Source organism: Loktanella sp. Alg231-35, from assembly GCF_900143545.1.
Taxonomy (GTDB): domain Bacteria; phylum Pseudomonadota; class Alphaproteobacteria; order Rhodobacterales; family Rhodobacteraceae; genus Yoonia.
Map to the genome: position 1 here is coordinate 449,904 of NZ_FREV01000002.1, position 14,616 is coordinate 464,519.

At 55.6% G+C, this 14,616-nt stretch carries 16 protein-coding genes; 10 read left to right on the forward strand and 6 right to left on the reverse strand.

The genetic code is table 11. From position 1 onward, the window contains the following. Positions 1-76 precede the first annotated feature (76 nt). The 8 genes from mnmA to DHN10_RS05820 all read left to right on the forward strand — a co-directional run bounded on the left by mnmA (position 77) and on the right by DHN10_RS05820 (position 6,809). On the forward strand, positions 77-1,216 hold the full coding sequence (gene mnmA / locus DHN10_RS05785; RefSeq protein WP_108814280.1) for a tRNA 2-thiouridine(34) synthase MnmA: 1,140 nt from the start codon (positions 77-79) through the stop codon (positions 1,214-1,216). Between the two features lie 113 nt (positions 1,217-1,329). Beyond that, positions 1,330-1,788 carry a YHS domain-containing (seleno)protein gene (locus tag DHN10_RS05790; RefSeq protein WP_108814281.1) on the forward strand — a complete coding sequence of 153 codons (459 nt, stop codon included), beginning with the start codon at positions 1,330-1,332 and terminating at the stop codon, positions 1,786-1,788. 87 nt (positions 1,789-1,875) lie between these two features. Then, positions 1,876-2,739, forward strand: coding sequence for an ATPase (locus DHN10_RS05795; protein WP_108814282.1), 864 nt, complete (start codon positions 1,876-1,878; stop codon positions 2,737-2,739). A 36-nt stretch (positions 2,740-2,775) separates the two neighbouring features. After that, complete coding sequence (gene metA / locus DHN10_RS05800) at positions 2,776-3,690, forward strand: homoserine O-acetyltransferase MetA (protein WP_108814283.1); 915 nt, start codon at positions 2,776-2,778, stop codon at positions 3,688-3,690. Between the two features lie 40 nt (positions 3,691-3,730). Then, a complete protein-coding gene (locus DHN10_RS05805) occupies positions 3,731-4,672 on the forward strand; it encodes an alpha/beta fold hydrolase (RefSeq protein ID WP_108814533.1) in 942 nt (313 codons plus the stop codon). 131 nt (positions 4,673-4,803) lie between these two features. Further along, positions 4,804-5,673, forward strand: a complete 870-nt coding sequence (gene ppk2 / locus DHN10_RS05810) for a polyphosphate kinase 2 (protein ID WP_108814284.1) — start codon at positions 4,804-4,806, stop codon at positions 5,671-5,673. Continuing rightward, a complete protein-coding gene (locus DHN10_RS05815) occupies positions 5,666-6,283 on the forward strand; it encodes a TetR/AcrR family transcriptional regulator (RefSeq protein ID WP_108814285.1) in 618 nt (205 codons plus the stop codon). The genes ppk2 and DHN10_RS05815 overlap by 8 nt, the downstream gene beginning before the upstream one ends. A gap of 10 nt (positions 6,284-6,293) precedes the next feature. Beyond that, entirely contained in the window at positions 6,294-6,809 is a 516-nt protein-coding gene (locus tag DHN10_RS05820) for an acyloxyacyl hydrolase (RefSeq protein WP_108814286.1), read from the forward strand. A gap of 96 nt (positions 6,810-6,905) precedes the next feature. Here the strand turns inward: DHN10_RS05820 and DHN10_RS05825 are convergent, their stop codons facing one another. The 4 genes from DHN10_RS05825 to DHN10_RS05840 form a co-directional block, all read right to left on the reverse strand. Next, on the reverse strand, positions 6,906-8,768 hold the full coding sequence (locus DHN10_RS05825; RefSeq protein ID WP_108814287.1) for an acyltransferase family protein: 1,863 nt from the start codon (positions 8,766-8,768) through the stop codon (positions 6,906-6,908). Between the two features lie 182 nt (positions 8,769-8,950). Continuing rightward, complete coding sequence (gene rpsI / locus DHN10_RS05830; RefSeq protein ID WP_108814288.1) at positions 8,951-9,451, reverse strand: 30S ribosomal protein S9; 501 nt, start codon at positions 9,449-9,451, stop codon at positions 8,951-8,953. Then, complete coding sequence (gene rplM, locus DHN10_RS05835; protein ID WP_108814289.1) at positions 9,451-9,912, reverse strand: 50S ribosomal protein L13; 462 nt, start codon at positions 9,910-9,912, stop codon at positions 9,451-9,453. The genes rpsI and rplM overlap by 1 nt, the downstream gene beginning before the upstream one ends. Before the next feature lie 149 nt (positions 9,913-10,061). Next, positions 10,062-11,483 carry an aminotransferase-like domain-containing protein gene (locus DHN10_RS05840; protein WP_108814290.1) on the reverse strand — a complete coding sequence of 474 codons (1,422 nt, stop codon included), beginning with the start codon at positions 11,481-11,483 and terminating at the stop codon, positions 10,062-10,064. An 85-nt stretch (positions 11,484-11,568) separates the two neighbouring features. Between DHN10_RS05840 and DHN10_RS05845 the strand changes: the two genes are divergently transcribed. Continuing rightward, positions 11,569-11,796 (forward strand): DUF1127 domain-containing protein, encoded by a 228-nt coding sequence (locus DHN10_RS05845; RefSeq protein ID WP_108814291.1) that lies wholly within the window; start codon positions 11,569-11,571, stop codon positions 11,794-11,796. A gap of 48 nt (positions 11,797-11,844) precedes the next feature. Here DHN10_RS05845 and DHN10_RS05850 read toward each other — a convergent pair whose 3' ends face one another. Next, positions 11,845-12,264, reverse strand: coding sequence for a PaaI family thioesterase (locus tag DHN10_RS05850; RefSeq protein WP_108814292.1), 420 nt, complete (start codon positions 12,262-12,264; stop codon positions 11,845-11,847). Between the two features lie 30 nt (positions 12,265-12,294). On the opposite strand from DHN10_RS05850, the gene DHN10_RS05855 reads away from it, so the two are divergent. Further along, on the forward strand, positions 12,295-13,098 hold the full coding sequence (locus DHN10_RS05855) for an enoyl-CoA hydratase (RefSeq protein ID WP_306419256.1): 804 nt from the start codon (positions 12,295-12,297) through the stop codon (positions 13,096-13,098). A 48-nt stretch (positions 13,099-13,146) separates the two neighbouring features. On the opposite strand, the gene DHN10_RS05860 is transcribed toward DHN10_RS05855, so the two are convergent. Next, positions 13,147-14,616, reverse strand: a complete 1,470-nt coding sequence (locus tag DHN10_RS05860; RefSeq protein WP_108814294.1) for a carboxypeptidase M32 — start codon at positions 14,614-14,616, stop codon at positions 13,147-13,149.

The window sequence follows — 14,616 nt, forward strand, 5'->3', positions numbered from 1 at the left end:
AGTGGTGTAGCGCCCCCTTGAGAGTACGTTGCATTTTCCTATATTTCATCGCGAACCCAACCCATCTGGACAGATCATGCCGCTTGATACGCCTTTAAACTCGCTTGGTTTTGCCAAACCACCAGCGCAAACCCGCGTTGTCGTGGCCATGTCTGGTGGTGTCGACAGCTCTGTTGTGGCGGCAATGCTGGCAGAGGAAGGCTACGATGTGGTTGGTGTCACATTGCAACTTTATGACCACGGTGCCGCGCTTGCCAAAAAAGGTGCCTGCTGCGCTGGTCGCGATATTCACGACGCGCGCCGCGTCGCCGAAGAGATGGGTTTTCCACACTACGTTCTCGACTATGAAAACACCTTTCGCGAGGCGGTCATGGATGAGTTCGCCGACAGCTATCTGGGTGGTGCCACGCCCGTGCCCTGCATTCGTTGCAATGAACGGGTAAAGTTCAAGGATCTGCTGGAAACAGCCAAGGATCTGGACGCCGATTGCATGGCCACGGGGCACTACATTCAGCGCAAGATGGGTGTGCATGGGGCAGAGCTGCATTCGGCCGCTGACGACGCCAAAGACCAAAGCTATTTTCTGTTTTCCACCACGCAAGAGCAGTTGGACTACCTGCGCTTTCCATTGGGCCATCATGCATCCAAGGAAGAAACCCGCGCCTTGGCCGGCAAATACGGGCTAAGTGTCGCGGACAAACCCGATAGTCAGGATATCTGCTTTGTGCCCAACGGTGACTATGCCGCCGTGATCGAAAAGCTGCGCCCCGGTGCGGCCGAACCGGGCGATATCGTCGATACAGATGGCAATGTGCTGGGCGTCCACAAAGGTGTGATCCACTATACGATCGGCCAACGCCGTGGATTGGGGATTGGTGGTCTGGCGGACCCGCTTTATGTGGTGAAACTGGATGTGGATGCCAAACAGGTGGTTGTTGGGCCCAAGGACCTGCTTGCCACCCGCCGTGTGCCAATCCGCGAAATCAACTGGATTGGAGATGGCAAGCTGTCCGATATGGGCGAGCGGCAAATCGCGGTGCGTGTACGCTCAACTCGTCCCCCCACTGACGCGATCCTGCGGCCGATCTCTGACACAGAAGCAGAGGTTGAATTGCTTGTGGCCGAACAAGGTGTGTCGCCGGGACAGGCCTGTGTGTTCTATGACCCTGACAGCACGCGTGTGCTGGGCGGCGGCTGGATCTGGCGCGGGGCCTAAGCGCACCAAACACCTTTGCAACATGTCTCACATGTCTGTGTGGTCTCTAGATTTTGCACGGCGATTGGCCCCATCTGGGATCAAAGCAACGCAAACCAGACCCGGAGACCGACATGCCTATCACACGCCGCCACCTGCTTACCCTTGCCATCGCCGCTCCTGCGGTTGCGGCTTTTGCCCCAAGTGCTATGGCCGCAACACCAGATATCTACGCAGAAGACGGCATCGCCATTGATGGCACTGATGCAGTCGCCTATTTCACTGAAGGCGCACCGATAGCAGGTGATGAAGCGATCACCTTCGACTACATGGGGGCTACATGGCGCTTTGCGTCTGAGGAAAACCGCGACATGTTCGCCGCAGACCCTGCCGCCTATGCCCCACAATACGGTGGCTACTGCGCATTTGCAGTCAGCAAAGGTGCCACCGCCCCCACAGCACCTGACGCCTGGACGATTGTCGATGACAAGCTGTACCTGAACTTCTCCACCAGCGTGCGCGAACGCTGGCGTCAGGACATCCCCGGCAACATCGCAGCGGCTGATGCGAATTGGCCGGGTGTGTTGGCCTAGGGCCAAAAGCCACAGTGAGCGCCCGACGCACGGGCGCTCTTAAAAAAGCACTGGCGCAATTTTTGCGGCAAGGTTACCCACAGCGCCATGATCTACGCATCCGCATCAGATTGGCGCAACGCCCCGCAGAAACGTGTTCTGTTCTTTGCCATGTCCGGCTTAGGCAAAACCTATCTGTCGACCATGCTACGCAGCACGGGCGATTGGTTTCATTACTCGATCGATTACCGCATTGGCACCCGCTACATGGGCGAAAAAATCGCCGATAACGCCAAGCGCGAGGCGATGAAAGTGCCGTTCCTGCGTGATCTGCTGCGCTCCAACTCGATCTATATCGGCTCTAACATCTCTTTTGATGATCTCAAGCCGATGTCGTCCTATCTGGGCAAACCCGGTGATCCGGCCAAGGGCGGGCTCGCGTGGGATGAATACACGCGCCGGCAGGATGAATTTCAGGCCGCTGAAATCGCAGCCCTGCACGACACCAGCTATTTTATTGATCGCTCGGTTGACCTTTATCAGTATCCGCATTTCGTTTGTGACACCGGAGGGTCGATCTGCGAATGGGTGGATGCATATGATCCCAGTGACCCGATCATGACAGAACTTGCGTCCAAGACCCTCATGGTCTGGATCGAGGGGACCGACGCCCATACAGCCGAGTTGATCCGCCGTTTTGACGAAGAACCCAAGCCGATGTCCTATGATCCGGTGTTCCTTTTGAACACATGGCGGGCCTATCTGGCTGAATTCAAGATCACACCCGAAAAGGTAGACCCCGATGATTTCATCCGCTGGGCCTTTGCTAAGGCGCTGGCGCATCGTCAACCACGCTATAAAGCGATGGCGGATAAATGGGGGATCACCGTCCCGCAGGCTGCTGTCGAAAAGGTCAAAGATACGGAGGGCTTTGTTGGCATGATCGCCGACGCACTTGAGATGCGCAGCTAAGCGGCCTATCTCTGCCCTCTGATCAGGAATTGCCAAATGCCGATTAAACTGCCCTCTGCCCTGCCCGCCTACGACGTGTTGAACCACGAAGGTGTCATGGTGCTTGATGAAGATAGCGCCGCCCAGCAGGATATCCGCCCGCTGCGGATTGCGTTGCTGAACCTGATGCCCAAGAAAATCCAAACCGAAAACCAATTTGCCCGTCTCATTGGGGCGACGCCATTGCAGATTGAACTGTCACTGGTGCGCATGTCCGAGCATCAGACAAAGAATACTGCCGCCGAACATATGGCCGAATTCTATCAACCGTTCTCGGCAGTGAAGGACCAGAAATTCGATGGGCTGATCATCACCGGCGCGCCGATTGAGCATCTGCCCTTTGCGGATGTGACCTATTGGGAGGAGCTGTGCGAAGTATTCGCATGGACCCAGACCCATGTGCATTCCACCTTTGGTGTTTGTTGGGGCGGCATGGCGATGATCAACCATTTCCACGGCGTGAAGAAACACATGCTGGATCATAAGGCGTTCGGCTGTTTTCGTCATGTGAACAAGGCATCCGCGTCGCCCTATTTGCGCGGCTTCTCTGACGATTGCGTCATCCCTGTCAGCCGCTGGACCGAAATGCGGCAGGATGAGATCGACGCAGCCGGGCTGAAAACCCTGATCACCAGTGAAGAGGCAGGCCCCTGTCTGGTTGAGGATCCGGCCCATCGGGCGCTTTATATCTTTAACCATTTTGAATATGACAGCGGCACGCTGAAGCAGGAATATGATCGCGATGTGGCAAGTGGCACGCCGATCAACGTGCCGACGAACTATTATCCCGGCGATGACCCAACGGAACAGCCGCAAAACCGCTGGAGAAGTCACGCGCACCTCCTATATGGAAACTGGATCAACGAAATATATCAAAGCACACCGTTTGAGTTGGAAAAAATTGGCAGTTAAGGCGCTTTCATACACCGCACTTGCCATTGGCGTGGCAGCCATGGCCACAGGGCTGGCGGCCAGCTACCGTGCTGCACAGGCCGAAGCGGCCTATCCGCCATTGGGCCAGTTTGTTGAAGTGGCCGGCGGTCAGGTTCATTATGTGCAGGAAGGTTCCGGGCCCCATCTTGTCTTGTTGCATGGGGCCGGTGGCAACTTGCGTGAATTCACCTTTGATCTGATGGGGCGGCTGACCGATCGCTATACCGTCACCGCCTTTGACCGCCCCGGTTTGGGTTACACGGACCGAGTGCCGGGTGTTGCACAGGGATTGACCGCGACCGAGGGTGACAGCCCGCAGGATCAGGCGGCGATGCTGCGCGAGGCTGCGGCAAAGATCGGCATCACCGATCCGATTGTCGCGGGCCATAGCTTTGGCGGCATCGTATCTTACGCATGGGCTGTTGCAGGGTTGGACGAAGACAGCCCCGTCAATGCGAAAGCGGTTGTTTCATTGGCTGGGGTGACGATGCCTTGGCCCGGTGATCTGGACCGATACTATCAGGTGAATGGCAGCGCCTTTGGCGGTGTTGTCACTATTCCGGCCATTTCAGCCTTTGTGCCGTCATCCGTCGTGGACAGCAGCATCGCAGCGACCTTTGCGCCTCAAAACCCGCCTGAGGGCTATGCAGACTATATCGGTGCAGGTCTTACCCTGCGGCCCGACAGTATGCGCGCCAATGCGCGGCAGGTGAACACCTCGCGTCCGCAGGTGGTGGTCCTGTCAAAGCGGTATCCTGAACTGACCCTGCCAATTGAAATTGTGCACGGTGAAGAAGACAAAACCGTTCCAATCCATGTACACGCCGAAGAAATTGAAAAAATCGTCCCGCAGGTCAATACCACCCGCCTGCCCGGTGTTGGCCATATGCCGCACCATGCCGAGCCGCAGGTTGTGATCGCGGCAATTGATCGTGCAGCACGCAATGCTGGCCTGAACTAGGCTGTGAAACGCTGCTTGCAGTGCGTGTTGATATTGCTGCCGCGTCAACCGTATCTCAATGACAAACAAACCATAATTGCGCTTCACCCAACAAACCCCCATATATAATCCAAGAGATCAGGAGAGTTTTCATGGCGTTACCCTTTGATGGCGGGATCAGCCGGTATTTTACCGAAGGCGCTCCGGCGGAGGTGCGCGCGGCGGTGGAAGCTGCCGACAAAGGCAAAATCATCAACGCCAGCTATCCTTACGCCAAACGCTGGAAACGCAGCGAATACGAGGATGCGCTGGCCACCCTGCAAATCGAACTTGTGCGGATGCAAGCCTGGGCACGCGAAACCGGGCAACGTGTCGCCATCGTTTTTGAGGGTCGTGATGCGGCAGGCAAAGGTGGCACAATCAAGCGCATCCGCGAGAACCTTAACCCGCGCGGGGCTAAGATTGTCGCGCTGTCTAAACCGACGGACGTGGAAGCAGATCAATGGTATTTTCAACGTTATATCGCGCACTTACCAGCCAAAGGTGAAGTAACAATCTTTGACCGTAGCTGGTACAATCGCGGCGTGGTAGAGCATGTTTTCGGGTTCTGCACCCCTGATCAGCGTAAACGCTGGTTCGCCCAAACGCCGGAATTCGAGGATATGTTGGTTAACGAAGGCATCAAACTGATCAAGATCTGGCTGAACGTCGGACGTGCCACGCAGCTAAAGCGGTTTCTGGACCGAGAAAGCGATCCGCTTAAGCAATGGAAGCTCAGCTGGATTGATGTGGAAGGCCTTGGCAAATGGGATGAATATACCGATGCCATCGGTGAAACACTTGAGCGGACCCACACAGACCATGCGCCATGGACTATCGTGCGCTCTGACGACAAGCGCCGCGCGCGGGTGCAGGTGATCCGCCATGTGCTAAGCCAACTGGACTACACCCACAAAAACCCTGACGCATTGGCCCCGATTGATGCGCAAGTTGTCGGGGGTCCTGACCTCTGGAATGCCTAAACGCGGTTATCATCACGGCAATCTGCGCGAGGCCCTGATTTCAGGCTGTCTGACGCTGATCGAAAAACGCGGGCCGACGGGCTTTACCCTGTCAGAGGCTGCGCGCGAAGCAGGCGTGACCCCCGCCGCCGTCTATCGCCATTTCGAAGGGCGCGAAGACCTGATCGCCGCCGCCGCCCAGCAAGGCTATGTGCTCTTTGGTGATTTGATGGAACACGCCTATGGCAATGGCCAACCCTCTGCCCTCGCCGCGTTTGAGGCCACAGGCCGCGCCTATCTGGCCTTTGCCCGCAAACATCCCGGCTATTACATCGCGATGTTTGAATCAGGTATCTCGGTCAATCGCACGCCAGAACTGAACGCCGTCGCGACCAAGGCCATGGGCGTGTTAGAAAAGGCCGCCGAAGAGCTGTCACAGCATATCCCAGCCGAAAAACGCCCGCCGCCGCAGATGTTTAGCGCCCATATCTGGGCCATGTCGCACGGCGTGGTCGAATTATTCGCGCGCTCCAACCCCGGCACGCAAAGCCCGTTTCCACCTGAGGACTTGCTCGAATCAGGGATAGGGATTTACCTGCGCGGGCTGGGCCTGATCGAGCCTGATAACTAAGGAATAACAAATGGATAGTCGGTTTGCGGTGTTCTTTTTTATGGTGGGTTGGTCGGACACTTACCTGAACGACTGCCCGACCGACTGTTTGCAACAGACGCAAGCGCCAGAGCGGGTCCATGTGCAATACGGCGATACCTATTTTCAGGAAGATGTCATCGGCGATGAGTATTTCGTCAGCTACGACCTGCCCAAACGCTATGGTGCGGTCCAACCAACAGTTGGCGCAAGCCTAACGAATGACAACGATCTATGGATTGGCGCCGGTGGGAAATGGTCCAGTGAACGGATTTCCGACAGTCCGATCTTTATCGAACTCTCGCTAATGCCGGGGTTCTATGTGCAGGGCGACGGGCCTGACCTTGGCTTTCCGGTGCAATGGCGAGGTTCGCTGGGGGCCGGTGTGAACTTTGGCGACACTGGTAGCCTGTCGGTGGTCTTTGATCATCGATCAAACGCCAACGCCAGCGAGGTGAACCCGGGGATTGAGACACTGGGCATTCGGCTGTCTTATCAATTGGATTGAACTGGCGTTGGGCCAAAGGGCCAGTGGCCTGAATGAAACGTTGATCTATCCCAACAAGGCTAGAAACTAGTCAAAAATCCAGAACTACCGCCGAAATCAGACTTTCCGATCACCCAATCCCACGCCTAACATCCAAGCCTGGAGCCAATTAGCCAAATGAGCTACGCCAGTTCGCGTAACATGTGATCCGTCATAAAACAGAGCATTACCGTCTGCGAAAATGCGACAAGCGCCGTCCAGACAAAAGATGTCACTTGGATCAATGAACCTTTGACCTGCAACCTCCTTAAGTAACTGATTAATATCGTTTTTTTCTCCATGTGGAGGAACGCTTAGGTCAAACAGGTCGTCGAAACCTTCATCGTATAATTGCCGCTCTGAAAAACTGATATTCTTAGCGCCAAAGACGTAGAATTTTTCACCGAAATCTTGCTGCAATCGATCCCAGCTTTCCGAAAAATATTCAGCTTCAAATGCGCGCCAAGAAGACGCCAAGAAAACGTAGTCGGCGCTTTCTATTAGCGCAATTGTATCAGCATCGAACCTGTCGCTGCTCAAGCATTCGGTTGCCGGCCTGACAGTCTCATGGTGAGCGAATACATCGCGGTCCAGATACAGGTTTCCACATCCAACTTTTACCGTAACAGACGAAAAGTTGAATTCTTCATTGAACCCAAAAACAAGAGCATTTAGCAGATCACCGCTATTGCTGTCTCCGATCACCAGAATGTTTTCTTTGCCGTTGTCGTCAAACTGACGAAACCGCAAATCTTTCTTGTTCTGCCACGTATAGTTTCCATCGTGCATTTCAGCGATCAGATCAACAATCCGCTGATCATATCTATTCAGAATGTTTCCTCCGCTCAGAAAGCCGACTAGACCTACGGCAACAAAGGCTGCTCCAAACGCGCCACCTGTCGCAAACAAGCGCCACCGTGTAGCCAACAACGGCCTTGGGTTTCGTCTGAATGGCTGCTCTACAAAGCGCCACGTTGCCCATGCCAATAGAAGCGCAACAACAGCAAGCAACCCCATCAACAAATGACCAGGTTCTGCGTCACTGCGCAGCCGCCCAAATGCGAACAATGGCTGATGCCACAAATATGCGCTGTACGAGATTAGCCCAATGCCCACAAAGGCGCGCATCGACAGCAGCTTTGCAACCCAGGTCCCCTGCCGAGCATACAAAATGATCAATGCCGTACCGACAACCGGGATAAGTGCATAAACACTCGGAAAAGGTGTTTCGCCATCAAAGGCAAAGATCGCAAACACAATCGCCGCTAGCCCAATGCTACTTAGGACGTTACTCGATTTGGTGGGTTGGCCAACAGTGAGGTAGGCGCAGATTGACCCCACCAACAATTCCCAGAAACGCGAAAATGTAAAAAAGAAATTGATGTCAGGTTCATTTCGCCAGCCCCACTCGCTTAGTAGTAGGCTAGAGGACGCCAGTGCAACAAAGATGACCCCAACAAATCTCAGACCAAGGCGCCAGATCGCCATCATAAGTATGGGAAACAGCAGGTAATACTGCTCTTCCACTGCCAGACTCCATGTATGAAGAAGCGGTTTTAGCTCCGTTGCGGTTTCGAAGTAACCAGATTGCGACCAAAATAGCCAATTTGACAAGAATAGGCTGACAGCAACGACGCTTTGCGCGAACTCTTCCATCTGCGACGGCAACATCCACATATATGCGAACGGTAAACACGCCAGCATCACGACAAACAGCGCAGGTAAGATGCGTCTTGCCCTACGTTCATAAAAATGAACGATCGAAAATGTCTCTTTGTTGAGTTCTGCAATAAGTATGCTGGTGATGAGGTGGCCGCTGATGACAAAAAATACGTCAACGCCGATGTAGCCGCCGCTAAAAATGCCAAATCCAGCATGAAACAAGATCACAGGTAGAACCGCGATGGCGCGCAATCCGTCAATTTCACGTCGGTACTGCATGCTTAACTCCGCCTCTGTCGTCACAGCGCATGACTAACCAATACGTACCAACTCCACAAACTGAGATTGTTGATCCTGAATGAAAAGAGTGACGATGTTTGGGGAATGCGACACAAAAGAAAAGGCGCAGTAAAAAACCGCGCCTTTTCCAATACTTATGCGTTTCAACTTCCGAGAAGCGATTAACGCTTGGAGAACTGGAAGCTACGACGCGCCTTGCGCTTACCGTATTTCTTACGTTCAACCACACGGCTGTCGCGTGTGAGGAAGCCAGCGGCTTTCAACGCGGCACGCAGTGTCGGATCGTACAGCTGCAGCGCTTTGGACACACCGTGCTTAACCGCACCAGCCTGACCAGACAGGCCACCACCAGCAACCGTTGCCATCACGTCGAATTGGTCAACGACACCGGCAACCTGAAACGGCTGACGCAGGATCATCTGCAAAACGGGACGCGCGAAATATGTGTCCATGTCTTTGCCGTTCACGGTCACTTTGCCGGAACCCGGCTTGATCCAGACACGGGCAACAGCGTCTTTGCGCTTGCCTGTGGCATAGGACCGGCCCAGCTCGTCACGGACGGGCTCGCGTGTCACAACAGTTTCGACCACAGCTTCTGGTGCAGCTTCCACACCTTCAGCGACTTGGCCCAGCTCTTCGAGCGAGTTTACTTGATCGGCCATTATGCAGTCCTCGTGTTCTTTTTGTTCATGGACTTAACGTCCAGAACTTCGGGCTTCTGGGCGTCCATGCCATGCTCGGCACCTGCAAAGACACGCAGGTGTGTCATTTGCTGGCGCGACAGCTTGCCACCGGGCAGCATACGCTGGACGGCTTTCATGATGACGCGCTCAGGGTGCGCACCTTCAAGGATGTCGGCCTTGGTCTTGGACTTGATGCCGCCGGGGTGGCCAGTGTGCCAGTAATACTTTTCATCACGCTTTTTACCAGTCATCTGGATTTTCTCAGCGTTGATGACAATCACGTTGTCGCCCATATCCATGTGCGGCGTGAAGGATGGTTTGTGCTTGCCGCGCAAGCGCATTGCGATGATCGAAGCAAGACGACCCAGAACAACGCCTTCAGCGTCAATCAGGATCCATTTCTTGTCGATATCCGCAGGAGTTGCGGTAAAGGTTTTCATATCTCACCAAAGGTTTGGGGTGGCCTTGCTGCCACGGTCATTCAGATTGGGGCGTTATAGAGGGTGCGTGGACGCAGTCAACCACCATTGGTGTCGAAAAATATAGCAAATTCAACGCACTATAAATTAGGTATTATTTTACCCCATACTCACGTCGCAAGCTGCTCGGCAGGTTGATCCAAAAGCCTGCGCAAGACGTCCATCGCCTCTGTAAACGCGTCATGTGACATAAACCCGTTGATAGCAATGCGCACCGCATGCACCGACCGCCCGTCACGCAACGTGAAATCCTCGGCCGGCTTAATAAGTACACCCGAGGCCTCCGCCGCTTTGCAGAATGCCGCCGCGCGCCACCCACGGGGAAGCTCTAACCAAAGGAACGGCACGTCCTCGGACCAATTCAACCGATGCCCACCCAGCACATTCACCGCCGCCCTGATATCCATTGCCACCCTGCCCTTCACGCCCTCGATGATCTCGGGCAGTTCCGGCCTTGCGAGCATATATGCATAAAGATCGGTGATCATCCGCGACACGCCAAACGAATGATAGGTCGATGTCCGCACCAGCGCCTGCCCCCAACCCTGCGGTGCAATGGCAAACCCGATGCGCAGTGCAGCCGTCAGCGTTTTTGCAGGCGAAGACACATACCAGCCCAGTTCCGGCAGCAACGCGCGATAGCTGGGGCCAATACGGTCCGTTTTCATCAAGCGGTAGCAATCATCATCAATGATATGCACGCCGTAACGTTCAGCCACCCGTGCCATTTCAGCCCGGCGCGATGGCGCCGTGGGCTTTACCGTTGGATTGCAGACCTCCGAGGCGGTGAAATAGACCTGCACGCTTTTTGATTTGATCAGCTCTTCAAAGACCGCAACAACGGGCCCTTCGTCGTCCCATGGCAGGGGCACAACCTCGGCCCGGCAAAGCAGTGCAGCCGAACGAAACCCACCATAGCTTAACTCGTCCACCGCGATGACCGGATTTGCGCCATGCAGAATTGTTTGCAGGATCATCACAATGGCGCTTTGACCACCGTGCGCTGTGACAATGTCGTCGATACCAAAGTGACCAACACTGTCCGGTGAAACTTCATTCTGAAAAGCCTCTCGCGCAGCAAGATCAGTCTCGCGGGTGGGATAGCGCAGCAAATGTTCGGGGTGCAGTTCGCGCGAAAGCGCCTGCATGCCATCGCGGATCAACTGGGATTGGCCGGTGTCGGGCACCTTGGGGCTTAGCAGGTGAACACGATCGGGCGCGTTATTTGGGGTGTCCAACATGATCGGGGGGCGGGCAATGGCAACCGCACTGGCAGCGCCGCCCGCCACATAGGTCCCACGACCGACACCGGCAACCAGACGCCCTTCGTCAATCAGCACCGAATATGCCCGCGCAACCGTGCCGGGCGTCACCCCGACCCGGTAGGCCAGCTCTCGAACCGGGGGCAGCTTTTCACCTGCGTTCAGTTGTCCTGATACAATCCCTTCCCGAATAGCCTGTGCCAGTGATTTATACTTGGATTTCCCGGCATCGGCGACATTCGGTTGCCAAATTGTATCCGATACAATCATTTCATAGACCTTATGAATTCTACTTTGTACCACTCATGTGTAGCGATTTACTACATTGTGTCAATACAATTGAAGGAGTAGTCCCATGTCACACGCGCTCCACACCGCGCAACTTGAAACTTTGAACGCCCAGTCCAAGCTGCCTTTGGCGGCTGGCCTTGCTGTCAAATTTGCGGTGATTGTGACCAATTGGGAAACGCGCCGCAACACCCGTCGTTCATTGCAGAAACTGGAGACGCATTTGCTCCATGATATCGGTATTGATCGCTTTTCTGCCCAGGCAGAGGCGTCCAAGCCGTTCTGGCAGGGCTAAACCCCTCCTGCCACTTCCTGACTGGGCCGGAACTATTCCGGCCCCTTTTTATTTGGGCGGGATCGAATAGGTTAGGCTGGCCCGCGCAACGGGCGCTGACTGCCCCGCGCTGGTGATCAATGCATCTCCCACTGCCAGAACGCGCCCCAGTTTCAGCAACCGCACATCGCAAATCAGGTCAGCACCTGCTGCTGGTTTGCGCATGAAATCAATCGAGCAACTCGTCGTTACAGCCAGCGCCACAGGACCGATACGCGCGAGAATGGCCAGATACATGCCTACATCCGCCAATGAAAACATCGACGGCCCTGACACCGTTCCACCGGGCCGCAAATGCCGCTTGCCCACTTGCAAACGCACGCGCACCCCGTCCTCGGTCAGCTCTTCAATCAGAAAGTCATCGCCAAGCTGCGGGAATTCGCGCGATACAAATGCCTGCAGCGCCGGAATATCCATCTTTGGTTTCATCTGTCTTCACCCTGGATTACGTTAATGTAAATCCAACAGAAGAGAACCAGAATGACAATCCTGCATCGCGACGACACTGACGGCATCGCCACCCTCACGATGGATGCGCCGGAACGGCTGAATGCCCTGTCTGACGCGATGCTGGCAGAGCTGCAAAGCGGATTTGACGCGATCGCCGATGATCGTGATGTGCGCGCGGTCATTCTGCGCGGGACCGGCAAGGCGTTTTGTGCCGGGCATGATCTAAAGGAAATGCAGGCCGGGCGGCAGGCCGCAGATGGCGGTGCCGCCTATTTCGCAGACCTCTTTGGCCGTTGCGCCACAATGATGCAGCGGATCCAGTCCCTGCCCCAGCCCGTCATTGCCCAGGTGCATGGCATCGCCACCGCCGCAGGCTGCCAGCTGGTCGCAACCTGTGATTTGGCGATCGCTGCCGACGAAACCCGTTTTGGCGTCAATGGCGTGAATATTGGCCTGTTTTGTTCCACCCCGATGGTCGCATTGACCCGGAATATCCCGCGCAAATCAGCCTTTGAAATGCTAACCACCGGGCGCTTTATCAACACCCGCGAAGCGCAGGAACTGGGTTTGATCAACCGCGCTGTCGCCGCCAGCGATCTGGACAGAACCACGCAAGATCTCGCCGCCACTATTGCGGCGAAACTTCCCGTTGCGGTCAAGATCGGCAAACAGGCGTTCTACGCGCAGGCGCAAATGACAACGGCCGAGGCCTATGCCTATACCGGTGATGTCATGGTGCAAAACATGCTGGATGCCCAGACCAACGAAGGGATCAACGCTTTCCTTGAAAAGCGCGACCCTGATTGGTCCTGAACCCATATTTTCCAGTTCCGATCAAACATCCGCCAGAGGCGTCCGCCCTTACAATCCGTAGATCCCGCTGAATTTTTCCTCAAGATAGTCCAGCAAAGGCCCTTCACTGGGTGCTGCCCCTGTCGCATGACCAATCGTCTCAACCGGCGTGCGCAATCCACCATACTGCTGGACAGCCTCGCGCAGCCAGGCGGTGGCCGGTCCGGCGTCACCCTTGGCCAGTTGATCATCCAGATCAGGCAGCGCCTTGCGAAGTGCCTCATGCAGACATCCTGCATAGACATTACCTAAGGTGTAAGTCGGAAAATACCCAAACAGCCCTTCGGACCAATGCACATCCTGCAAGACACCATCAGAGGGCTTATCAACCGCATAGCCAAAGTCAGCCTTGAAACGGTCGTTCCACGCCGCCTCAAGATCAGCCACAGCCAAATCACCGGCCATCAACGCCCGTTCCAGATCAAAGCGCAGTAGCACATGTAGGTTGTACTGCACTTCATCAGCCTCGGTGCGGATAAACCCAGCGCTGACGCGGTTGACCGTGGCATAGAAAGCATCTTCATCGGCAATCCCGAAATCACCAAATTGATCGCGCATCTGACCATAAAGCCATCCAGTGAACGCTCGGCAGCGCCCTAGCTGGTTCTCATATATGCGGCTCTGGCTTTCGTGAACGCCCATCGACACGCCTTGCCCGATGGGGGTCAGCAAATGGGCCGCGTCAATGCCCTGCTCATATGTGGCATGGCCGACCTCGTGGATGGTCGAATAAAAGCAGTTGAACGGATCGGTAGGAGTGGTCCGCGTCGTGATCCGCACGTCAAGGCCTGACCCCGACGAGAACGGATGCACCGCCTTGTCGATGCGGCCTTGATCAAGACTATAGCCAAAGACGGCTGCCAACTTCTCTGACAGGGCAAGCTGGGCTGCATCATCATAAGTGCCCGAAAGCTGCGCAGGTGCGGGACGGTCAAGGATCGCTGCGCGCAGGGCCACCAGCCGGGGCCGCAACGCATCAAACATCGCACTCAGGCTTGCACCTGTGGCGCCAGATTCATAATCGTCGAGCAAAGCATCATAAGGTGCGGCATCGCCAGCGATCGCTGTCGCCTCTTCGCGACGCAGAGCCACCACCTTTTCCAGCATCGGCAGAAAGGCCGCGACATCCTCATCCGCGCGGGCCTGCGCCCAGACACGGTGGGCCAGTGACGTGGTTTTGGCCAGTTCTGCGGCCAAAGCTGCGGGCACCTTTGCAGTGCGCTCAAAGCTGCGGCGGATATGGCGCAGGTTCGCGGTCGCGACCGCGTCAGCGGGTTCTGCGGCCGCAAGCCAATCGCCAATCCGCGGATCAATCCGGCGGGCATGCAGGATATTGGCCATCGCGCCATGTTCCTCGGCACGTTGTGGTGTGGCGTGCGCGGGCATCATGGTTTCCTGATCCCACCCCAAACGACCAGCAATCTGGCCCAAGGCCTCGGTCTCGCGCTGGAAGGCCATCAATTCATCATAAGCGGTCAT

Coding starts and splice junctions, on each gene's coding strand:
- DHN10_RS05815 (WP_108814285.1), top strand. CDS start 5,666: ATGCCTAAACGCGGTTATCATCACGGCAATCTGCGCGAGGCCCTGATT.
- DHN10_RS05825 (WP_108814287.1), bottom strand. CDS start 8,768: ATGCAGTACCGACGTGAAATTGACGGATTGCGCGCCATCGCGGTTCTA.
- DHN10_RS05850 (WP_108814292.1), bottom strand. CDS start 12,264: ATGAAACCAAAGATGGATATTCCGGCGCTGCAGGCATTTGTATCGCGC.
- DHN10_RS05845 (WP_108814291.1), top strand. CDS start 11,569: ATGTCACACGCGCTCCACACCGCGCAACTTGAAACTTTGAACGCCCAG.
- DHN10_RS05790 (WP_108814281.1), top strand. CDS start 1,330: ATGCCTATCACACGCCGCCACCTGCTTACCCTTGCCATCGCCGCTCCT.
- DHN10_RS05840 (WP_108814290.1), bottom strand. CDS start 11,483: ATGATTGTATCGGATACAATTTGGCAACCGAATGTCGCCGATGCCGGG.
- DHN10_RS05820 (WP_108814286.1), top strand. CDS start 6,294: ATGGATAGTCGGTTTGCGGTGTTCTTTTTTATGGTGGGTTGGTCGGAC.
- DHN10_RS05795 (WP_108814282.1), top strand. CDS start 1,876: ATGATCTACGCATCCGCATCAGATTGGCGCAACGCCCCGCAGAAACGT.
- DHN10_RS05805 (WP_108814533.1), top strand. CDS start 3,731: ATGGCCACAGGGCTGGCGGCCAGCTACCGTGCTGCACAGGCCGAAGCG.
- ppk2 (WP_108814284.1), top strand. CDS start 4,804: ATGGCGTTACCCTTTGATGGCGGGATCAGCCGGTATTTTACCGAAGGC.
- metA (WP_108814283.1), top strand. CDS start 2,776: ATGCCGATTAAACTGCCCTCTGCCCTGCCCGCCTACGACGTGTTGAAC.
- mnmA (WP_108814280.1), top strand. CDS start 77: ATGCCGCTTGATACGCCTTTAAACTCGCTTGGTTTTGCCAAACCACCA.
- rpsI (WP_108814288.1), bottom strand. CDS start 9,451: ATGGCCGATCAAGTAAACTCGCTCGAAGAGCTGGGCCAAGTCGCTGAA.
- rplM (WP_108814289.1), bottom strand. CDS start 9,912: ATGAAAACCTTTACCGCAACTCCTGCGGATATCGACAAGAAATGGATC.
- DHN10_RS05860 (WP_108814294.1), bottom strand. CDS start 14,616: ATGACCGCTTATGATGAATTGATGGCCTTCCAGCGCGAGACCGAGGCC.